Source organism: Thermohalobaculum xanthum (assembly GCF_016623495.1).
GTDB classification, from domain to species: Bacteria; Pseudomonadota; Alphaproteobacteria; order Rhodobacterales; family Rhodobacteraceae; genus Thermohalobaculum; species Thermohalobaculum xanthum.
Genome location: NZ_JAEHHL010000001.1, coordinates 124,271 through 142,274, shown reverse-complemented (window position 1 = coordinate 142,274; position 18,004 = coordinate 124,271). Strand labels below are relative to the sequence as shown.

18 protein-coding genes are annotated in these 18,004 nt (G+C 67.7%); 6 read left to right on the top strand and 12 right to left on the bottom strand.

The window, feature by feature from the left end:
• Positions 1-109: 109 nt before the first annotated feature.
• The 8 genes from H0I76_RS00700 to fabD all read right to left on the bottom strand — a co-directional run bounded on the left by H0I76_RS00700 (position 110) and on the right by fabD (position 8,582).
• Positions 110-814, bottom strand: coding sequence for a DUF2793 domain-containing protein (locus H0I76_RS00700; RefSeq protein ID WP_200605712.1), 705 nt, complete (start codon positions 812-814; stop codon positions 110-112).
• On the bottom strand, positions 807-3,245 hold the full coding sequence (locus tag H0I76_RS00695; RefSeq protein ID WP_200605710.1) for a phage tail protein: 2,439 nt from the start codon (positions 3,243-3,245) through the stop codon (positions 807-809). Before H0I76_RS00695 ends, H0I76_RS00700 begins: the two co-directional genes overlap by 8 nt.
• A complete protein-coding gene (locus H0I76_RS00690) occupies positions 3,205-3,492 on the bottom strand; it encodes a hypothetical protein (protein WP_200605707.1) in 288 nt (95 codons plus the stop codon). The genes H0I76_RS00695 and H0I76_RS00690 overlap by 41 nt, the downstream gene beginning before the upstream one ends.
• A gap of 487 nt (positions 3,493-3,979) precedes the next feature.
• On the bottom strand, positions 3,980-4,987 hold the full coding sequence (gene mltG, locus H0I76_RS00685) for an endolytic transglycosylase MltG (RefSeq protein WP_200605706.1): 1,008 nt from the start codon (positions 4,985-4,987) through the stop codon (positions 3,980-3,982).
• 37 nt (positions 4,988-5,024) lie between these two features.
• Positions 5,025-6,287: a beta-ketoacyl-ACP synthase II gene (gene fabF / locus H0I76_RS00680; RefSeq protein ID WP_200605704.1), complete on the bottom strand. Its 1,263-nt coding sequence runs from the start codon at positions 6,285-6,287 to the stop codon at positions 5,025-5,027.
• 152 nt (positions 6,288-6,439) lie between these two features.
• A complete protein-coding gene (locus H0I76_RS00675) occupies positions 6,440-6,676 on the bottom strand; it encodes an acyl carrier protein (protein ID WP_200605702.1) in 237 nt (78 codons plus the stop codon).
• Positions 6,677-6,844: 168 nt separating this feature from the next.
• Entirely contained in the window at positions 6,845-7,582 is a 738-nt protein-coding gene (gene fabG, locus H0I76_RS00670) for a 3-oxoacyl-[acyl-carrier-protein] reductase (RefSeq protein ID WP_200605700.1), read from the bottom strand.
• Positions 7,583-7,643: 61 nt separating this feature from the next.
• Positions 7,644-8,582 carry an ACP S-malonyltransferase gene (gene fabD, locus H0I76_RS00665; RefSeq protein ID WP_200605698.1) on the bottom strand — a complete coding sequence of 313 codons (939 nt, stop codon included), beginning with the start codon at positions 8,580-8,582 and terminating at the stop codon, positions 7,644-7,646.
• A gap of 362 nt (positions 8,583-8,944) precedes the next feature.
• Between fabD and soxC the strand changes: the two genes are divergently transcribed.
• The 5 genes from soxC (at position 8,945) to rplI (ending at position 12,205) form a co-directional block, all read left to right on the top strand.
• Positions 8,945-10,237 (top strand): sulfite dehydrogenase, encoded by a 1,293-nt coding sequence (soxC, locus tag H0I76_RS00660; RefSeq protein ID WP_200605697.1) that lies wholly within the window; start codon positions 8,945-8,947, stop codon positions 10,235-10,237.
• Positions 10,224-10,745 carry a c-type cytochrome gene (locus tag H0I76_RS00655; protein WP_200605696.1) on the top strand — a complete coding sequence of 174 codons (522 nt, stop codon included), beginning with the start codon at positions 10,224-10,226 and terminating at the stop codon, positions 10,743-10,745. The genes soxC and H0I76_RS00655 overlap by 14 nt, the downstream gene beginning before the upstream one ends.
• A 209-nt stretch (positions 10,746-10,954) precedes the next feature.
• Positions 10,955-11,359: a 30S ribosomal protein S6 gene (rpsF, locus tag H0I76_RS00650; protein WP_200605695.1), complete on the top strand. Its 405-nt coding sequence runs from the start codon at positions 10,955-10,957 to the stop codon at positions 11,357-11,359.
• Between the two features lie 20 nt (positions 11,360-11,379).
• Positions 11,380-11,607 (top strand): 30S ribosomal protein S18, encoded by a 228-nt coding sequence (gene rpsR, locus H0I76_RS00645; RefSeq protein WP_200605694.1) that lies wholly within the window; start codon positions 11,380-11,382, stop codon positions 11,605-11,607.
• A gap of 13 nt (positions 11,608-11,620) precedes the next feature.
• Positions 11,621-12,205, top strand: coding sequence for a 50S ribosomal protein L9 (rplI, locus tag H0I76_RS00640; RefSeq protein WP_200605693.1), 585 nt, complete (start codon positions 11,621-11,623; stop codon positions 12,203-12,205).
• 119 nt (positions 12,206-12,324) lie between these two features.
• On the opposite strand, the gene H0I76_RS00635 is transcribed toward rplI, so the two are convergent.
• Positions 12,325-13,014: an SDR family NAD(P)-dependent oxidoreductase gene (locus tag H0I76_RS00635; protein WP_200605692.1), complete on the bottom strand. Its 690-nt coding sequence runs from the start codon at positions 13,012-13,014 to the stop codon at positions 12,325-12,327.
• Positions 13,015-13,236: 222 nt separating this feature from the next.
• Here H0I76_RS00635 and H0I76_RS00630 point away from each other — a divergent pair, with 222 nt between their 5' ends.
• Positions 13,237-14,091 (top strand): alpha/beta hydrolase family esterase, encoded by an 855-nt coding sequence (locus H0I76_RS00630; protein WP_200605691.1) that lies wholly within the window; start codon positions 13,237-13,239, stop codon positions 14,089-14,091.
• 130 nt (positions 14,092-14,221) lie between these two features.
• On the opposite strand, the gene purF is transcribed toward H0I76_RS00630, so the two are convergent.
• The 3 genes from purF to radA form a co-directional block, all read right to left on the bottom strand.
• Positions 14,222-15,700 (bottom strand): amidophosphoribosyltransferase, encoded by a 1,479-nt coding sequence (gene purF / locus H0I76_RS00625; protein ID WP_200605690.1) that lies wholly within the window; start codon positions 15,698-15,700, stop codon positions 14,222-14,224.
• Between the two features lie 196 nt (positions 15,701-15,896).
• Positions 15,897-16,601 (bottom strand): CvpA family protein, encoded by a 705-nt coding sequence (locus H0I76_RS00620; protein WP_200605688.1) that lies wholly within the window; start codon positions 16,599-16,601, stop codon positions 15,897-15,899.
• A 25-nt stretch (positions 16,602-16,626) separates the two neighbouring features.
• A complete protein-coding gene (gene radA, locus H0I76_RS00615) occupies positions 16,627-18,000 on the bottom strand; it encodes a DNA repair protein RadA (protein ID WP_200605686.1) in 1,374 nt (457 codons plus the stop codon).
• Between the last annotated feature and the right edge of the window lie 4 nt (positions 18,001-18,004).

The window sequence follows — 18,004 nt, the reverse complement described above, 5'->3', positions numbered from 1 at the left end:
CTCCTCAGCCATGCGGTCGGTGCGGAGCCTACATGATCGGGCCCCGCGATGCACCCTGCACATTTGCGCACATAGGTTCTCGCGGGGACGCAGGCAACGCCTGAGCGCATCAGCCGGGCGGCGCCAGTTCGATGAAGTGAACCGAAAGCCGCACCCGGCCTCCGGCGAAGCTTCCTCCCTCGGCGGTGAGCACGAGCGACGTGGCGCCAAAATATGTGACGGGCGTACCGCTGACACCATGCGCGAAGGAGCCCGCGGCCGCTCCGATCCCGTTTCCATACCGATCGATTCCGTCAGCAGTACCCAGCGCCCAACTTGAGACGCCATTCAGCGCCTGAACGACGCGCCCCGTGACCCCGAGCACGAGCGCCTTGTCGGGAAGCACCGGCGAAGTGACCGAGGTCGCGCCTGCCGTGACATCATGCTCGATCTCGACGATACGGAAGAACGTTGCTGCCCCAGATACTGACAGCGCCGACACCTCCCGCCGCCAGCTGCTGCCATCGTATGTGAGCCACGCGCGGGTCGATACGTCAAAAACCCGCATTCCGGTCCAGGGCTCGGCGAACTCCCATCCCCCGTTGACGCGAAATGCAATGCGCCCGTCCTGGCCTGCCCACTCCTCGGCCGCCCCGTTTGGTACGAGAAATCGATCCCCGTCCACCATCGCGGCAGAGGGAATTGCGACGTCAGCCGACAACACCTGCCGGGCAGCCAACGCATCGATACGAGCCAGCGCCTCATTGACCGTCACATGCTTCTGTGCCTGCGCAGCTTCCAGAAGTCCCAATCCCATCATTTGCGTGTCAGCCATCGATCTCGATCACCCTCTCTGGCCCAGGCCCAAACACTGCGGACACCTGGGCAACTGCGACTTCGATTGATCCGGATCGGCCGTCTTCGGCCTGCATCTCGTTCGTGTAGGTGAAACTTGGCGACGTGACGCTCGCTTCGCGCAGCAGCACACCCCCTTGGTGAATTCTGACTCGATACTGCTCCGACGCTTCGCCCAACGGCACCTCGACAAGATCCCAGCTGTCCCCACCAAGGCGCGTCCGCCGGTGCCAGCGGATATCGAGGCCGCCCGCGCCGCGTCGAATGCGCAGGCCTGCAGGGGCAAAGGGCCTCAACCCCACTCCCGTGGCACGACCCGAAAGAACCGAGAAGCTCGGGTTGGCGAACCCGAAGCGAGCGGGGCCGACCCGATACTCACGTGTCAGGCCGACCTCATCGATGCTCAGTGGTATCTCGAACAGGGCATCGTCCACGACCACCACGCGGCGGCCGGCTGGAATCTCGGTCGCCGACAGCCATTCGGTGCCACGCAAGCCGCGCAAGAGCATGCCCATGCGGTATACGCCCGGCCCCTCAAGAACAGCATCGCGGATCTGGATCAGTTCCCAAGTGTCCGGAAAGGCTTCTACGGCAAGCAGGTTCGCTCCATTCAGAACTCGTGCTGCCGGCTCGGACGAGATCGCGCCGTCCGTCAGCGCTACGGCGAAGCTCGTTCGATGCCACTGCCCCGGATCGCCGGGAGGCAATGGCTCGAGAGTCATCCCAAGCCTTGCGCGCCGCGAAATCCGGCCAACGAGTTCCTGGCTCTCACCATCGCGCGACTGGTAGAGAGCCATGTCGCCCGCCCAGGGCTCCGCGCTTACTGCAACAAATGGCCGATGGTCACGCGACGTCCCGTCAGCGATCGGCAAATTCAGGAATACCGCCTCGACCGGCCCCGGCGGCTGTGACAACGGTGGCTCGGCTGGTTCGCCCGCCGCGCTTCCCGGCATGTACAAGCCGCGCTCGACACGAACGGCTTCAATCTCCAGACCACTGTTCTGGACGAGGCGTTCGACCCGCCACGACCGCGTGCCTGCGCTCTCGGCGATGGACAAGACATCGCCAGGCTCAACTGCCAGTGCCGAGGGTGGCAGCCGAAAGTTCGCTCGAACACGCCCGCCGTCGCTCTCCGCAAGCCACCTGTCCGCCACACCTTGCGCAATGGCACGCGGCAGGCTCAGTGACAGCGACGTTTCCGAGACGCTCGCCTGGCCAGTTCCCGCCCGCCTGCTTTCCACAGCCGAATGCCGATAGTCGCTCTCGGCCTCGACATGGAAAAGCCGAACGAGATCCGGCTCTGCACCCCGGCTGTCGCGCACGATCTCGAGCGCTCGTCCAGCCTCGGCCCCGTCGGCCATGCCATCCGGGCGAATTTCGGCATCGCTTGCCGAGCCTCTCATTCGAAACCGCAACACGCCGCCGCTCTCGAACGCATCGAAAGCGTAGACCGTCATCAGTGGCTGCAGCGCCTCACGCACGGTCGATGCACGTTCGATCAGGTAGCCATGAACCACACCGAAGAGAGCCGAGACATCGATCGTCGTGACCCCGCTTGCCGCGCAGATTTCGGCGACGACATCCGCGAGGCTCCCGGACAAGACGCGCCCGGTGATCCAGTGCCCCACGCGGTGCGCGGGGCCGTCGGCCCAGATGCTCTCGCGCACCGGGAAGTCGGGCCACGGCCGTGCGTCCCAGGTCCAGACGAATACGCGCTCCGCCGGGATCATCGCCCCGTCATAGAGCTCGGACACCGGGTTGAGCTCTGCATCAGCCCAGTAACCCAGCTTTGCCTGCAGAAAACGGCGCTGCATCTCCTCGTCGCGCACGCCGCGGGATCCGAAGGGCAAAGCACTTTCCGAGCTTCGCCCGTCGAGGAACAGGTTCGGAGCATTTGCACCCAGATCGACTGCGGGGCAACCTGTCTCGTCGGACCAGGCGCAATCGAACTGCGGCCCGCGCAGCGCCTCGGGGTTCGCGGCCGAGGCGATCATCGCCTCCGCACCGTTCGGCCAGAGCAGCTTGCCCTGGCTCAGATTGACCGTCGGGCGCCGATCCGGCGGGGTCACCGCCAGGATCCCGGACTCGCCCTCGACCATCACCGCCCGGGCCTGATCGATCGTCTCGCCCAGCAGGCACACGCGGCGGCAGCGCCCGGGTGCCTGCGGCGTCGGCCCCTCGACCTGGGCCCGGACCCACTCGGCCCCGGCGCGCGTCTTTCCCGCGCCGCGGCCGCCCATGATCACCCAAATCCGCCAGCCCCCTTCTGGAGCGAGCTGATAGTCTGGATGTGCCCAAATCTCCCAAAGCCATGGCATCGCGGCGAGCGCGTTCTCCGAGATTCCCTCGAAGAACGCTCGCCGCGCCGCCTCAGGCAGCGAGGCGATCGAGCCGGCGCGCGATTTCCGCACGTGCAGCCTCCAGGTCGATGACATTGCGGCCGGGGACGGCAATGTCCTCGGCCTTGATCAGCTTCACTTCGATCTCGTTCACCGTCTGGAACGCCTTATGTGTGCGCTGTGCCAGGTCGAGCACGAGCTTCAGCCGTGCCTCGTCCCCTTCGTCGCGCGCCACGCCCCAGAGCCGATCCGTCTCGGCCTCCAGTTCCCGCGCCAGGTCGGCAAAGATCCTGCGTGCATGCCTCAGTGTCGACCGCACCTCAGTCGACTCGTCAGCGCGCGCGGACCTGCCGACCGGTCATCCCGATCGTGTCCACGTTCGTCGCCTTTCCGTGTTGTTGTCAGTTGTGTTGGGTGCTCCGGCCGGGGCCTTTCCGCCCGCTGTCCCGGATCGTCAGTCGCGGCCCGGGCATCGCCCGTTCCGCAGGTCTCCGGCACCGGCGTTCTGCCGCGGCTGGTCTCCGCCACGCTTCCGCGCGGGAATTCTGTCGGGCCACGGCATCGCTTGGCACCGCCAAACCGAGAGCTTCAAGAACGCTCTCCGGTCCCCGGCGTCGCGCACACCACGGCGCCGGGAAGGCTTGCCACCCTCCGCCGAGCTGTCGCTTGATCCCGCTGTCAGAGTTGCCGCTGCCCGGAAAACGAAAACGGGCCCCGACGAGGCCCGTTTTCGACACTGTTCCCAGCTTGCCTGTATCTCTATCTCAGACCGCGCGCAGGGTCAAGAGAAAACCTCACATATTATACTAATTTTTCGCCGCATCATTTTGATTTTGCTGGCGTTCACGCTCAATCTGCCGCCAACGCTGAACGTTGCGGTTATGATCCGAGAGCGTCTCCGCAAAGGCGTGTCCGCCGCTGCCGTCCGCCACGAAATAGAGGAAGTTGGTTTCATCCGGGTTAACGGCCGCCATGATCGCCTCGCGCCCCGGATTGGCGATCGGTGTCGGCGGCAGGCCGTCGATCACATAAGTGTTGTAGGGAGTGCCTTTCTCGAGCTCCGACTTGCGGATCCCGCGGCCAAGCGGCCCCTTCCCCTCGGTCAGTCCATAGATGATCGTGGGGTCGGACTGCAGCTTCATGCCCTTCTTCAGACGGTTGACGAAGACCGAGGCGACACGGCCGCGCTCCTCGGGCACCCCCGTCTCCTTCTCGACGATCGACGCGAGGATCAGAACCTCCTCGGCGCTCGACAACGGCAGACCCGGCGCGCGCGCGGCCCAGGCCTCGTCGAGAATCGCCTTCTGATCCTCTTGCATCCGCGCCAGCACCTCGGCGCGGGTGTCGCCGCGATGGACGAAGTAGGTGTTCGGGGCGAGCGACCCCTCGGGCGGCACGTCATCGAGCTCACCCTCGAGCACATCGACCTCGCGCAACAGCTCGACGATCTGCCAGCTGGTGAGCCCCTCGGCCACCGTGACTTTGTGCGTGATCGTGCGCCCCGAGGTGATCAGCGCCAGCACCTCGGACATCGAGGCCCCCGCCGGCACCATGTACTCGCCGAATCGCAGCGCCTCGGCCTGCCCGGAATAGCGCGCACCCAGCCGGAAGAGCCGGTCGTCCGTGATGATCCCCTCGGCCTCCAGCTGCTCCGAGGCGCGGCGCAAGCTCATGCCGCGCTCGACGACGAAGATCTGGTCGGCCTCCAGCGGCCCCGGCGCGCGGTACGCATGCTGGGCGTAGAACACCGCGCCCACCAGCACGATGCCCAGAACGATCAGGATGCTCAGGACATTCGCCGCCAGATGCCGCATGCCTCGGCGCTCCCTCCGGGTCGCTGGATCGCCGCGCTCAGGCGGCCTTGCCGAAGATCAGCGTCGCGTTCGTGCCGCCGAAGCCGAAGCTGTTCGACAGCGCCACGTTGATCTCGCGCTCGCGTTTTGCCATCGGCGCGAGGTCGATCGGCGTGTCGACCGAAGGGTCCTCGAGATTGAGCGTAGGCGGCGCCACCTGGTCGCGGATCGAGAGGATCGCGAAGATCGCCTCGATCGCACCGGCAGCGCCCAGCAGGTGGCCGGTGGCCGACTTGGTCGACGACATGGTGACCCGGCTCGCGTGGTTGCCCAGCAGCCGCGCCACCGCGCCCAGCTCGATCTCGTCACCCAGCGGCGTCGAGGTGCCATGCGCGTTCACGTAATCGACGGCCGATGGCTCCAGCATCGCGTTGCGCAGCGCCGCCTTCATCGCGCGGAAGCCGCCATCGCCGTCGGGCGCCGGCGCGGTGATGTGATAGGCGTCGCCCGAAAGGCCGTAGCCGATCACCTCGGCATAGATCTTGGCGCCGCGCGCCCGCGCGTGCTCCAGTTCCTCGAGCACGACAATTCCCGCACCCTCACCCATGACGAAGCCGTCGCGCCCGCGGTCATAGGGCCGCGACGCCTTCTCCGGCGTTTCGTTGTAGCCGGTCGAGAGCGCCTTGCACGCCGAGAAGCCGGCGACGGCAATCTCGCAGATCGGGCTCTCGGCGCCGCCCGCGATCATCACGTCGGCATCGCCCAGCATGATCATGCGCGACGCGTCGCCGACGGCATGCGCGCCGGTCGAGCAGGCAGTCACCACCGCGTGGTTCGGCCCCTTGAAGCCATACTTGATCGACACCTGACCCGAGCACAGGTTGATCAGCGCGCCGGGAATGAAGAACGGCGATATCCGCCTCGGCCCCTTCTCCTTCAGCGTCACTGCCGCCTCGGCGATCGACTCGAGGCCGCCGATGCCCGAGCCGATCATCACACCGGTGCGCTCGCGCTCGTGCTCGTCCTCGGGCTTCCACCCGGCATCGGTCACCGCCTGCTCGGCCGCCGTCAGGGCGTAGGTGATGAAGCGGTCGACCTTGCGCTGCTCCTTGGGCGCCAGCCAGTGATCCGGATTGAACGTGCCGTCGCTGCCGTCGCCCAGCGGGATCTCGCAGGCAATCTGACACGGCAGATGGCTCGCGTCGAAATGCTGGATGCGGTTCGCACCCGACTGGCCCGCCAGAATCCGCGACCAGGTCTCCTCGACCCCGCAGGCAAGCGGCGTGACCATGCCCAGCCCGGTGACCACAACCCGACGCATCCCTATTCTCCCCGAGATGATCCTCTGACGCCGCGCGCTCCTGCCTATTGGACAGCGCGCAGCACTCTATCCAAGCCCCCGACGGGACTTCAACACAAAGCGGCACCCGGTCGCCCGAATGCCGCCCCAAGCCGCATCGCAGCCGTTGTCGGTCAGGCCGACTTCTCGGTGATGAACTTCACGGCGTCGCCAAAGGTCTGGATGCTCTCGGCGGCGTCGTCGGGGATCTCGATCCCGAACTCCTCCTCGAACGCCATCACGAGCTCGACCGTGTCGAGGCTGTCCGCGCCCAGGTCATCAATGAAGCTCGCCGCTTCGACGACCTTGTCCTCCTCGACGCCCAGATGCTCGACGACGATCTTCTTCACGCGATCCGCGATGTCGCTCATGTTCGCTCCTTGCATTCCCTCGGGCCGGTTGGCCCCTTCTCTTGCTCGTATCATTCCCCCAAGGCACACCGGCATCGCGGTCCCCGGGTCTGGCCCACGCGCTCCTTAGCACAAAGGTCGCGCATGGCAAATTCAGATTTCAACGCGCCGCCACGCGGCCCGGGCGCCTCAGATCATCGCCATCCCGCCATTCACATGCAGTGTCTGGCCGGTAACATACGCCGCCTCGTCCGAGGCGAGATAGACCACCGAGGCCGCGATCTCTTCCGCCGTGCCCATGCGGCCGGCGGGAATCGCGACCAGCAGCTTCTCCTTCTGCTGATCGTTCAGCTTGTCGGTCATGGCGGTCTCGATGAAGCCCGGCGCCACGCAGTTCACCGTGACCCCGCGCGACGCGACCTCGGCCGCCAGGCTCTTCGACATGCCGATCATGCCGGCCTTGGCGGCGGCATAGTTGCCCTGCCCCGGGTTCCCGGTTACGCCGACGATCGAGGTGATGCCGATGATCCGGCCCCAGCGCTTCTTCATCATCCCGCGCAGCACCGCCCGGCTCAGCCGGAAGGCCGAGGTCAGGTTGACCTCCAGCACCTGCGCCCATTCCTCGTCCGACATGCGCATGAACAGGTTGTCCCGGGTGATGCCAGCATTGTTCACCAGGATGTCGAGGCCGCCCATGGCCTCGCTCGCCTGCTTGGGCAGCGCCTCGACGGCGGCGGCGTCATCCAGCTTGCAGGGCAGCACATGGGCGCGCTCGCCCAGTTCCGCTGCCAACTCCTCCAGCGCGCCCGCGCGCGTCCCGGAGAGGCCCACGGTCGCCCCCTGCGCGTGCAGCGCCCGCGCGATCGCGCCGCCGATCCCGCCCGTCGCGCCGGTGACCAGCGCCGACTTTCCACTCAGATCGAACATCCCCGCCTCCTGACTTGCCTCGCCATCGCGTCGCGTGACGCGCGCCTCCCCAGCGGAGGTCTCAGCCCTTCGCGCCCGCCGCGAAGGCCTTCACCTCGTCGGGCGTGCCGACCGCCGCGGTGCCCAGTTCCTTGTCGATGCGCCGGGCCATCCCGCTCAACGCCTTGCCCGCGCCGATCTCGACCAGCTCGCCGACGCCCTGCGCGGCCATCCAGCTCACCGACTCGCGCCAGCGGACCGAGCCGGTGATCTGCTCGACCAGCAGCGCCCGGATCGTCTCGGGATCGCTCACGCCCTCGGCGCGAACATTGGCAACGACCGGAACCGCCGGCTTGGCAATGCTGACACCCGCCAGCGCCTCGGCCATGCGATCGCCAGCGGGCTGCATCAGCGCACAATGGAAGGGTGCGGACACCGGCAGCATCACCGCGCGCCGCGCGCCTCTCGACTTGGCGATTTCGACCGCACGCTCGACCGCCGCCTTGTGGCCCGAGACGACGACCTGCGCCGGGTCGTTGTCATTCGCCGCCTGGCAGACCTCGCCCTGCGCCGCTTCCTCGGCCACAGCGCGCGCGGTCGCGAAATCCAGGCCCAGCAGCGCGGCCATCGCGCCCACCCCGACGGGAACCGCCTTCTGCATCGCCTCGCCGCGGATGCGCAGCAGACGCGCGGTGTCCGCAAGGCCAAGCGCGCCTGCTGCGCACAGCGCCGAGTACTCGCCCAGCGAATGGCCGGCAACGAAGCTCGCCGCGCCGATGCCGACGCCCTCGGCCTCCAGCGCGCGCATCGCCGCGATCGAGGTCGCCATCAACGCCGGCTGCGCATTGGCCGTCAGAGTCAGGGTCTCGGCCGGGCCCTCCCAGATCACCGCGCTCAGCTTCTCGCCCAGCGCCTCGTCGACCTCGTCGAACACCGCGCGGGCCGCAGGATAGGCCTCGGCAAGGTCGCGACCCATGCCAACAGCCTGTGCTCCCTGCCCGGGAAAGGTGAAAGCGCGCATGTCTCCCCCGATTCATCATTCTGTCGCGTAAGCCGGCTTCCTGCGCGGGCGCCGGGCGGATGTCAAGGAATGCGGGGCGGCGGCACCCCGGTTCGACGCAGCAAACGGGGCCAAAGGCCGTCATCGACCCCGAAAGCCGCCGGTCCTTGGCATTCGGGCCGGATGCGAGGGCCGGCCCCGAGCGCCGCATCCGCCAGACCCGCCGCCCGTCCCACGGGACGAGACGCATTGCCCGCACGCGCCACAACCGGCCGCCATCCTTCGCCCCCAAGCCGATCTGTGGTAAGTTCTGGCAGGCGGCGCACCATGCCGCCACCGAGGCCCCGATCCGAGCAGCATCTGCCAATCAGAGGGGCGATCGAATGACCAACTCATCAGTATTGCCGCCGCAACCGGACTTTGCGGCTGGCGGAGGGCTTCTCAGCCGTCGAATGCTGCTGCGCGGTGCCGCGGCCGGCAGCGCTGCGGGGTTCGCGAACCTCGCGATGCCGGAACGCGCGCGGGCCGAGGCCGAAATTCCCGAATGGGTGCGGGTCGCCGGCGCGCGGGCGCGCGGATACGGCATGCCAGCCGAGCAGGAGGCGGACGTCCAGCGCGCGATCATCGAGCCGTTCGGCGAGCTCGCGCAGGCTTTCAGCTTCTCCGGGACGCCGCATCACCGCCTTCGGGGCACGATCACGCCGAGCGGCCTGCACTTCGAGGTGCATCACGGCGGTAGACCCGATCTCGATCCCGCTCGCCACCGCTTGATGATCCACGGGATGGTCGACCGGCCGATCCGGCTCGACCTCGATGCGCTCGAGCGCTACCCGATGGTCTCCGCCGTCCATTTCCTGGAGTGCTCCGGCAACAGCTTCTTCAACGCGGTAATGCCCGAGCCGATGCAGGCCGGCTGCGACATGCTGCATGGGCTCTTGTCGAACAGCGAATGGACGGGCGTCCCTGTGCGCATCCTGCTCGAGGAGGCCGGCATCCGGCCCGAGGGCCGCTGGGTTCTGGCCGTCGGCAACGACGCCCCCAGCCTCGCGCGGTCGATCCCGGTCGAGAAGCTGATGGATGACGCATTCATCGCCCTTTATCAGAACGGCGAGCGCATCCGGCCCGAACAGGGCTATCCCATGCGGCTCCTGCTGCCCGGGTTCGAGGGCAACATGAACGTCAAGTGGATCACCAGCCTCTGGGTAACGGATGCCCCGGCGCACACTAAGGACGAGTCGGGCGAGTATACCGAGATCCTCGCCGACGGCTCGTCGGTCAAGTTCACCTTCGCCATGGGGGTCAAGTCCCTCGTCACCCACCCGTCGGCGACGATGACGATGAGCGGCCCCGGCTTCTACGAGATCTCGGGGATCGCGTGGTCTGGCGCCGGGCCGATCCGCAAGGTCGAGATTTCGGCCGATGGCGGAGCAAGCTGGGCCGAGGCCGAGCTTTCCGGACCCGTGCACCCGAGGGCGCTGACGCGCTTTCGCCTGCCCTGGCAATGGGAGGGGGCGCCCGCGCTCCTGATGAGCCGCGCCGAAGACGCGACGGGTGCCGTCCAGCCGACACGGTCGACCTGGAAGGCGAAATACGACCCGTCGAACTTCCTCCACTACAACGCGATCCAGCCTTGGCAGGTGACGCCCGAAGGGATGGTGCAAAATGTCTATGCGTAGCCTCATCGCGACCGCTCTCGTGGTCTCGCTCGCGGATCTGGCCGCGGCCGAGGGGCCGGGCTTGGGCGCGCCGCTCGCCGCCGACGAGATCCCGTTCTACGCGACCTACGTGATGCCGGACGGCCGCGGCCTCCCGGCGGGAAGCGGAACTGCCGCCGAGGGCGCCGGGATCTACGCCGCGAAATGCGCGCTCTGCCACGGCGCGACCGGTGTCGAGGGGCCGGTGATGCCACCCGTGGGGCCGAATGACGTCTGGGCAAAGCCCGCGGGCCGCTACTGGCCCTATGCGACGACGATCTTCGACTACGTCCGGCGCGCCATGCCGCTCGACGAGCCGAAGTCGCTCTCGGATGCCGAGGCTTATGCGCTGACTGCCTTCATCCTCAGCCGCAACGGCGTGATCGGCGAAGGCGATGCCATGAGCGCCCAGACCCTTCCGGATGTCGTGATGCCGAACCGGGAGAATTTCGTGGACGTCTGGGCGACGCAGGGGGTTACCCCCTGGTAGCCAAGCGCCCGCCGGACGTTCCCGGCTTACCCCGCGCGGCACGCGCCCTTCGCCCGGGGCGCCACCCCCGGCCTTGCGCAAGACGGGCAACGGCGCTATACGCGCGACTTCTCCCGGTGAAGAAAGCGATCGCGTCGCCTCTCGTATGCGGGTTCGGGAGAGGACGCCCCGCATTTTGAAGCGCGCCCGACATGGAAGGATAGGGACGGATGCCTCTCTACGAGCACGTCTTCATCGCGCGTCAGGATCTCTCCAACGCGCAGGCCGAAGGGCTCATCGAGCAGTTCGGCCAGGTTCTCGCCGATAATGGCGGCAAGGTCGTCGGCACCGAGTACTGGGGCCTGCGCACGCTCGCCTACAAGATCAACAAGAACCGCAAGGGGCACTACGCCTTCATGCGCCTCGACGCCCCCTCGGCGGCGGTGCTCGAGATGGAGCGCCTGATGGGCATCCACGAGGATGTCATGCGCACCCTCACCATCAAGATCGACGAGCACGAGGATGGCCCCTCGGCCGTCGTGCAGTCCAAGTCCGGTCGCGACGACCGGCGCGGCGACCGGGGTGACCGGGGCGACCGCGGTGACCGTGGCCCGCGCGGCCCGCGGCGCGACTGATCGAGAGGAGGGAGAGAGACATGGCTCGCAAACCGTTTTTCCGCCGCCGCAAGACCTGCCCCTTCTCGGGCGAGAATGCGCCGAAGATCGACTACAAGGACGTGAAACTGCTGCAGCGCTACATCTCCGAGCGTGGCAAGATCGTGCCGTCCCGCATCACCGCGGTCTCGGCCAAGAAGCAGCGTGAGCTGGCCCGCGCGATCAAGCGCGCGCGTTTCCTCGCGCTCCTGCCCTACGCCGTGAAGTGAGGAGGAGCTGATCATGCAAGTTGTTCTGCTCGAACGCGTCGAGAAGCTCGGCCAGATCGGCGAGGTGGTGAACGTCAAGGACGGCTTCGCCCGCAACTTCCTGCTGCCGCAGAAGAAGGCGCTGCGCGCGACCAAGACCAACCTCGCCCGTTTCGAGGCTGAGCGCGCCCAGATCGAGGCCCGCAACCTCGAGCTCAAGGCCGAGGCTGCAAAGGTCGCCGAGAAGCTCGACGGCCAGAGCTTCGTGGTGATCCGTTCGGCCTCCGAGGCCGGCGCCCTCTACGGCTCGGTCACCGCCCGTGACGTCGCCGACGCCGCCACCGCGGCCGGCTTCAGCGTCGATCGCGGCCAGGTCCGCCTCGACCGCCCGGTCAAGGAACTGGGCCTGCACCAGATCCGCGTGGTGCTGCACCCCGAGGTCGACGCCACCATCTCGGTGAACGTCGCCCGTTCGGTCGAGGAAGCCGAGCTCCAGGCGTCGGGCCGCTCGATCCAGGATCTTCGCGCCGAGGCCGAGGCCGAGGCCGAGTTCGAGATCTCCGAGCTGTTCGACGAGATCGGCACCGCTGCCGGCGACGAGGGCGAGGAGCCCCGCTGAGGCATCGCCTCGCACGGAACCCGCAAAGGGCCGCGCCTTCCCGGCGCGGCCCTTTCGCATTCTGCTCGCGCGATCGTCGGACCCAGCCCTGCTGAAGGCGAACGTCGCGCCGGCAATCGTCAGAGAACGATTCGCTCGCCGGCGGCGACGGGCGCCTCAAGCCGCGCGACCAGTCTTTCCGCCACCGCGTCGATCGACGCCAGCTTCGCTCGGTTCTCGCCGGGATAGAACCGCCCCCGAACTGCCGTCGGCATCGGCGGTGGGACAACCTCGGCGACCGTGATCCACTTGGCCGCCTCGGCCGCCCAGGCCCGCGTGATGGCCGACTGCGCGGCCTTGGTCGCGGCATAGGCGCCATGGAACTTCGTGCCCGTTCGGTCGTCCGCCGCGATCAGCGCCATGCCCCGCGGCGCAAGGCGCAGCAGCGGGTCGATCACGCGCAGCAGCCGCTGGAAGGCACGCACATTCACCGCCAGCGACTTGTCGAAGTCCTTTTCGGGAATGTGCTCGGCTGGCGACAGCGGCGGCGCGAAAACCGCCGTGTGCAGCCAAGTATCGACCCTCCCCCAGCGCCCGTGGATCGCCGCGCCCATCCGTGCGAGGCCCGCGTCGTCGGTGATGTCGAGCGGCACCAGCGTCGCCTCGCCGCCCGCCGCGCGGACGGCGTCGTCGAGCTCTTCCAGCCCGCCAACGGTGCGCGCCAGCGCGACGACATGCGTATCGGCGCCGGCCAGCGCGCGCGCCGCAGCAAAGCCCAGCCCGCGCGAGGCACCGGTGACAAGGACAATCTTCTGGGAATGCTCGGTCATGTTCTAAGGCCGTGGGCTGCGGTGATCAGGCCGCATGGTCTATGACCTCGGGCGTCCCGCTGTCCAGAGCCGAGGCACCTTCGGCGGCGCGGGCCGCCCGACGGGCTACCGCCAACGACGTGCCGCGGCGACCGGACTGCGGCGCACACGCCCCACTGGCCGCCCTTTCGCGCTATACTGCGTTCGGGAGCGGCCTGTGTTCGATGGCGAGGAAACAGCACCATGCGATTAAGCGCACCGACCGGCCGTCTTCTCGCCGCCGCCCGTCACGCCTGTCTCGGCGCGCTTGTGCTCGCGCCACTGGCGGCGCCCGCTGCGCTCGCATGCGGGCTCGACAGCGACTGCCCGCTCGGTAACCGCAGCTACCGTATCGTCGCCCCGCCCGGGGCCGACGCCGCCAATCCGGTGGGCGCGATCATCTTCGCGCATGGCTATCGAGGCGACGCCGCGGGGGTCATGAGCAATCCGGGGGTGACCACGCTGGCCGCCCAGCTTGGCGTCGCACTCGTCGCGGCGCAGGCCGCCGGGCCGGAGTGGAACATTCCCAACATCCCCAGCGACGATGCCCTAGATGACGTCGACGAGCTTGCGTATTTCGACGCGCTTGCCGCTGATATCGTTGCGCGGTTTCCGATCGATCCCTCGCGCATCATGGTGGCGGGATTCTCGTCCGGGGCGATGATGGCCTGGCACCTCGCCTGCCATCGCGGCACCGCGTTCGCCGGCTTCGCGCCGCTGTCGGGCACCTTCTGGTCCCCCCTTCCCGGCACATGCCCGGCGCCAGCCGGCAAGCTCATCCATTTCCACGGCCGCGACGACCAGATGGTGCCGCTGCATGGCCGCCCCATCAAGGACGCCCGGCAGGGCGATGTCATAGCGGCGCTCGCGCTGATCGCGGGCCCCGACGGCATCCATCCGGGCCCTGCCGTCCGCGAGGGCGACCTCGCCTGCGCCCGCCTGAACGAAGCCGTGGGCCGCCTGCTCGAGCTCTGTCTCTTCGATGGCGGTCACGCGTTCAGGCCGGCCGATCTCGCCCGCGCGGCCCGGCTGATCGGCATTGCCCGCCCGGCGAACTAAGCGCGCGGCACCCCGGCCGCGATCGCTCGGCAGCGGAGCGCCAGCAAGCTTTCGACTGGCGCCTCTCGATGCAATGTTCTTTTATTAACAGAGGCTTATAAGGGATTTCACGCGTGAAAACCCCTCGCTTTCACGCGTCCTCGGGCAGCTTCATGCAGCCACGCGCCCGCGCATCCGTCGGCTCGATCGGGTATTCACCCGAGAAGCAGGCATCGCAGAACTGGGGCTCGGCCACGTTCCGGCCAGCCGGGTTCCCGCAGGCGCGGTAGAGCCCGTCGAGCGAGATGAACCGGAGGCTGTCGACCTGCAGATAGGTCCGGATCTCGTCCTCGCTCATCCGCGCCGCCAGCAGTTTCTCGCGCTCGGGCGTGTCCACGCCATAGAAGCACGGCCACTTGGTGGGCGGCGAGGCAATGCGGAAATGCACCTCCTTGGCGCCCGCATCCAGCATCATGTCCTTGATCTTGCGGCTGGTGGTGCCGCGCACCACCGAGTCGTCGACCAGCACCACCCGTTTGCCCGCGACGACCGCGCGGTTGATGTTGAGCTTGAGCCGGACGCCCATGTCGCGGATCTGCTCGGTCGGCTCGATGAAGGTGCGCCCGACATACTGGTTCTTGATGATGCCCATGGCGTAGGGAATACCGCTCGCCTGGCTGAAACCGATCGCGGCCGGCGTTCCGCTGTCAGGCACCGGACAGACGAGATCGGCCTCGACCGGCGCCTCGCGTGCAAGCTCCACCCCGATCCGCCGCCGCGCCTCGTAGACCGAGAGCCCCCCGATCACACTGTCAGGGCGCGAGAAGTAGACGTACTCGAAGACGCAGAAGCGCGGGTCGCGGTCCTCGAAGGGCCGCAGGCTCTCGAGCCCCGAGGAAGTGATGATCACCATCTCGCCCGGCTCGATCTCGCGCACGAACTCGGCGCCGATGATATCGAGCGCACAGGTCTCGGAGGACAGGATCCAGCCCTCGCCCCGCCGGCCCAGGACCAGCGGCCGAACGCCCATCGGATCGCGCACGCCGATCAGCTTCGAGCGGGTCATCGCGATCACCGAGAACGCCCCTTCGACGATCCTCAGCGCGTCCTTCATCCGGTCGGGGATGTTCTTCTGGATCGAGCGCGCCATCAGGTGGACGATGCACTCGGTATCCGAGGCCGACTGGAAGATCGAGCCGCGGTCGATCAACTGGCTCCGCAGGGCATCGGCATTGGTGATGTTGCCGTTGTGCGCGATCGCGCATCCGCCCATCGCGAAGTCGGCATAGAGCGGCTGCACGTCACGCAGCGCCGTCTGCCCCTTCGAGCCCGCGGTCGAGTACCGCGTGTGGCCGATCGCCATGCGTCCCGGCAGGATGTCCATCACCGACTGCTTGGTGAAGTGATCGCGCACATACCCGAGCCGCCGCACGGTATTGAACCCCGTATCGGGGGTATAGGAGACGATCCCCGCCGCCTCCTGCCCGCGGTGCTGAAGGGCGTGCAGCCCCAGCGCCACGAAATTCGCAGCCTCGTCCATCCCGAAGACGCCATAGACGCCGCACTCCTCGCGCAGCTTGTCGTCGTCGAATGGATCCGAAAGAAAATTGGCTGCCGGAGTGTCCGTCATTCGCCCGCTCCCGCGTGACCGCCATGCGCGCCCTCATATAGAGTGCCCGCGCCTGTCTGTCATCCCGCCTTCACACGCCGCCACAGCGCGACTGCGATGAAACAGCGCTTCATATGCCACTCGACGCCGTCGCGCGCGCGGCACCGCGGGAAGAACAGCAACGTTCCGATTCGCGCCCCATGTCCGGACGCGGGCTTCAGCCGCCCGTGGTCGGTGCGGTGCCGGTGCCGCCCTCGGTCGCCCCGCCGGACGGTGCAACCTCGCCCGACGGTGCAACCTCGCCCGACGGTACAACCTCGCCCGACGGCGCGACGGCTCCGTTCGGCGTGAGACTGCCGATCGGCGACGACTCGCTGCCGCAAGGCGCCATCAGCGCGTCGATGCGGGCGCCAAACCACTCGGGCACCTGAGCGGGCACATGCTCGGTCAGGAGCCGTGCGCCCTCGACCACGATCGGGCGCGAGGCCGCGGTCTCGAGCGGCTCCCACGGCTGGCCGCCGCCGAGGGTCTGGAACAGCAGATAGGCGATCGCGATCAGCAAAAGCCCGCGCGCAATCCCGAAGATGAAGCCCATAACGCGGTCGATCGGCGCAAGTGCCGAGCCCAGAACGAGGCTCGAGGCAAGCGGCGTGAAGACCGAGAGGATCAGCAGCACGACCGCGACGATCAGCGTGAAGGCCGCGATCATCGAGAAGACGCACGAACTCTCGAGGATCGGCCCGACGACGGGTGCCTCGCGCATCAGCGGCTCGAGGATCGGTGCGAGGTAGAACGCCGACAGCGCGGCGATGATCCATCCGCCGATTGCGAAGATCTCGCGCGTGACGCCCCGTGAATAGGCCAGGAGGCCGGAAATAAGCGTCACGGCCGCGACGCCGCCATCGACTAGTGTAAACTCCATTCCTCGCTCCCCCGACCCCGCTCGCTCACTGCTTCGGATCGAACACGGTTGTGACCAGATCCGGCAAATCGGCAATGCGCCGTAGCTTTATGCCAGACTCCTCCACCGGTTTCATCTGCTTTGGCACGTACGCGGTGTTAAAGCCCAGCTTCTCGGCCTCTTTAAGGCGCAGTTCCGGCTGTGCAACCGGGCGAATCGCGCCCGAGAGGCTGATTTCGCCAAAAAGCACCGACCGTGGCGGTAATGCCTCGCCCGTCATGGCCGACACCAGCGCCGCCGCCGCAGCCATGTCGGCCGCCGGTTCCGACACCCGCAGCCCGCCCGCGACATTGAGATAGACGTCCTGTCCCGCGAAGCTGACGCCTGCGCGCGCCTCGAGGACCGCGAGGATCATCGCGAGGCGCGAGCTGTCCCAACCGACCACTGCGCGCCGAGGCGTGCCCAGCGTCGAGGGCGCAACAAGCGCCTGGAACTCGACCAGAACGGGGCGTGTGCCCTCGAGCCCGGCGAAGACCGCCGAGCCCGACGCCCCCTCGTCGCGATCGCCCAGGAACAGCGCCGAGGGATTCGTGACCTCGGCAAGACCTGCGCCCGTCATCTCGAAGACGCCGATCTCGTCGGCCGGCCCGAAGCGGTTCTTGACCGCGCGCAGGATGCGGAACTGGTGGCCCCGCTCGCCTTCGAAGTAGAGCACCGTATCGACCATGTGCTCGACGACCCGGGGCCCGGCGATCTGCCCCTCCTTCGTGACGTGGCCCACCATGATCACCGCCGAGCCGCGACGCTTGGCGAAGGAGGTCAGCTCGTGCGCGGTGGCGCGAACCTGCGCGACCGAGCCCGGCGCGCTCTCGACATTGTCGGCCCACATTGTCTGGATCGAGTCGATCACCACCAGGTCCGGGCGCAATTCGTCCAGCGTGGTGAGGATGTCGCGCAGGTTGGTCTCGGCGGCCAGCTGAACGTCGGCGTCCGACAGCCCCAGACGCATGGCACGCATACGCACCTGCGCCATCGCCTCCTCGCCCGAGACATAGACCGTGCGCGCGCCAGCGGTCGCGAAGGCGGCAGTCGCCTGCAGCAGCAGCGTCGATTTCCCGATCCCCGGATCACCGCCGACCAGCACCGCCGATCCGGGAACCAATCCCCCGCCAAGAACGCGGTCAAGCTCTCCGATGCGGCTGGCGGCGCGCGGTGGCGGCCGGTCCTCGCCCGCCAGCGGTGCAAGCTGGATGCTGCGGCCGCGCGTGGCGCCCAGGGATTTCGCGGCAGGCCCTGCAACCGAGAGCGCGGCCTCCTCGGCCAGGGTGTTCCATTCGCCGCAGCCATCGCACTGGCCCTGCCACTTTCGATAGACGGCGCCGCAGGAATTGCAGACGAACTGTGGGGCGGGTTTTGCCATGGAT

What these genes read in the sequence shown, in the direction of transcription:
- rplI (WP_200605693.1), top strand. Translation starts at nt 11,621, where the DNA reads ATGCAAGTTGTTCTGCTCGAACGCGTCGAGAAGCTCGGCCAGATCGGC.
- H0I76_RS00630 (WP_200605691.1), top strand. Translation starts at nt 13,237, where the DNA reads ATGCGATTAAGCGCACCGACCGGCCGTCTTCTCGCCGCCGCCCGTCAC.
- H0I76_RS00620 (WP_200605688.1), bottom strand. Translation starts at nt 16,601, where the DNA reads ATGGAGTTTACACTAGTCGATGGCGGCGTCGCGGCCGTGACGCTTATT.
- mltG (WP_200605706.1), bottom strand. Translation starts at nt 4,987, where the DNA reads ATGCGGCATCTGGCGGCGAATGTCCTGAGCATCCTGATCGTTCTGGGC.
- fabD (WP_200605698.1), bottom strand. Translation starts at nt 8,582, where the DNA reads ATGCGCGCTTTCACCTTTCCCGGGCAGGGAGCACAGGCTGTTGGCATG.
- H0I76_RS00675 (WP_200605702.1), bottom strand. Translation starts at nt 6,676, where the DNA reads ATGAGCGACATCGCGGATCGCGTGAAGAAGATCGTCGTCGAGCATCTG.
- H0I76_RS00655 (WP_200605696.1), top strand. Translation starts at nt 10,224, where the DNA reads ATGTCTATGCGTAGCCTCATCGCGACCGCTCTCGTGGTCTCGCTCGCG.
- rpsR (WP_200605694.1), top strand. Translation starts at nt 11,380, where the DNA reads ATGGCTCGCAAACCGTTTTTCCGCCGCCGCAAGACCTGCCCCTTCTCG.
- fabF (WP_200605704.1), bottom strand. Translation starts at nt 6,287, where the DNA reads ATGCGTCGGGTTGTGGTCACCGGGCTGGGCATGGTCACGCCGCTTGCC.
- fabG (WP_200605700.1), bottom strand. Translation starts at nt 7,582, where the DNA reads ATGTTCGATCTGAGTGGAAAGTCGGCGCTGGTCACCGGCGCGACGGGC.
- purF (WP_200605690.1), bottom strand. Translation starts at nt 15,700, where the DNA reads ATGACGGACACTCCGGCAGCCAATTTTCTTTCGGATCCATTCGACGAC.
- soxC (WP_200605697.1), top strand. Translation starts at nt 8,945, where the DNA reads ATGACCAACTCATCAGTATTGCCGCCGCAACCGGACTTTGCGGCTGGC.
- radA (WP_200605686.1), bottom strand. Translation starts at nt 18,000, where the DNA reads ATGGCAAAACCCGCCCCACAGTTCGTCTGCAATTCCTGCGGCGCCGTC.
- rpsF (WP_200605695.1), top strand. Translation starts at nt 10,955, where the DNA reads ATGCCTCTCTACGAGCACGTCTTCATCGCGCGTCAGGATCTCTCCAAC.
- H0I76_RS00635 (WP_200605692.1), bottom strand. Translation starts at nt 13,014, where the DNA reads ATGACCGAGCATTCCCAGAAGATTGTCCTTGTCACCGGTGCCTCGCGC.
- H0I76_RS00700 (WP_200605712.1), bottom strand. Translation starts at nt 814, where the DNA reads ATGGCTGACACGCAAATGATGGGATTGGGACTTCTGGAAGCTGCGCAG.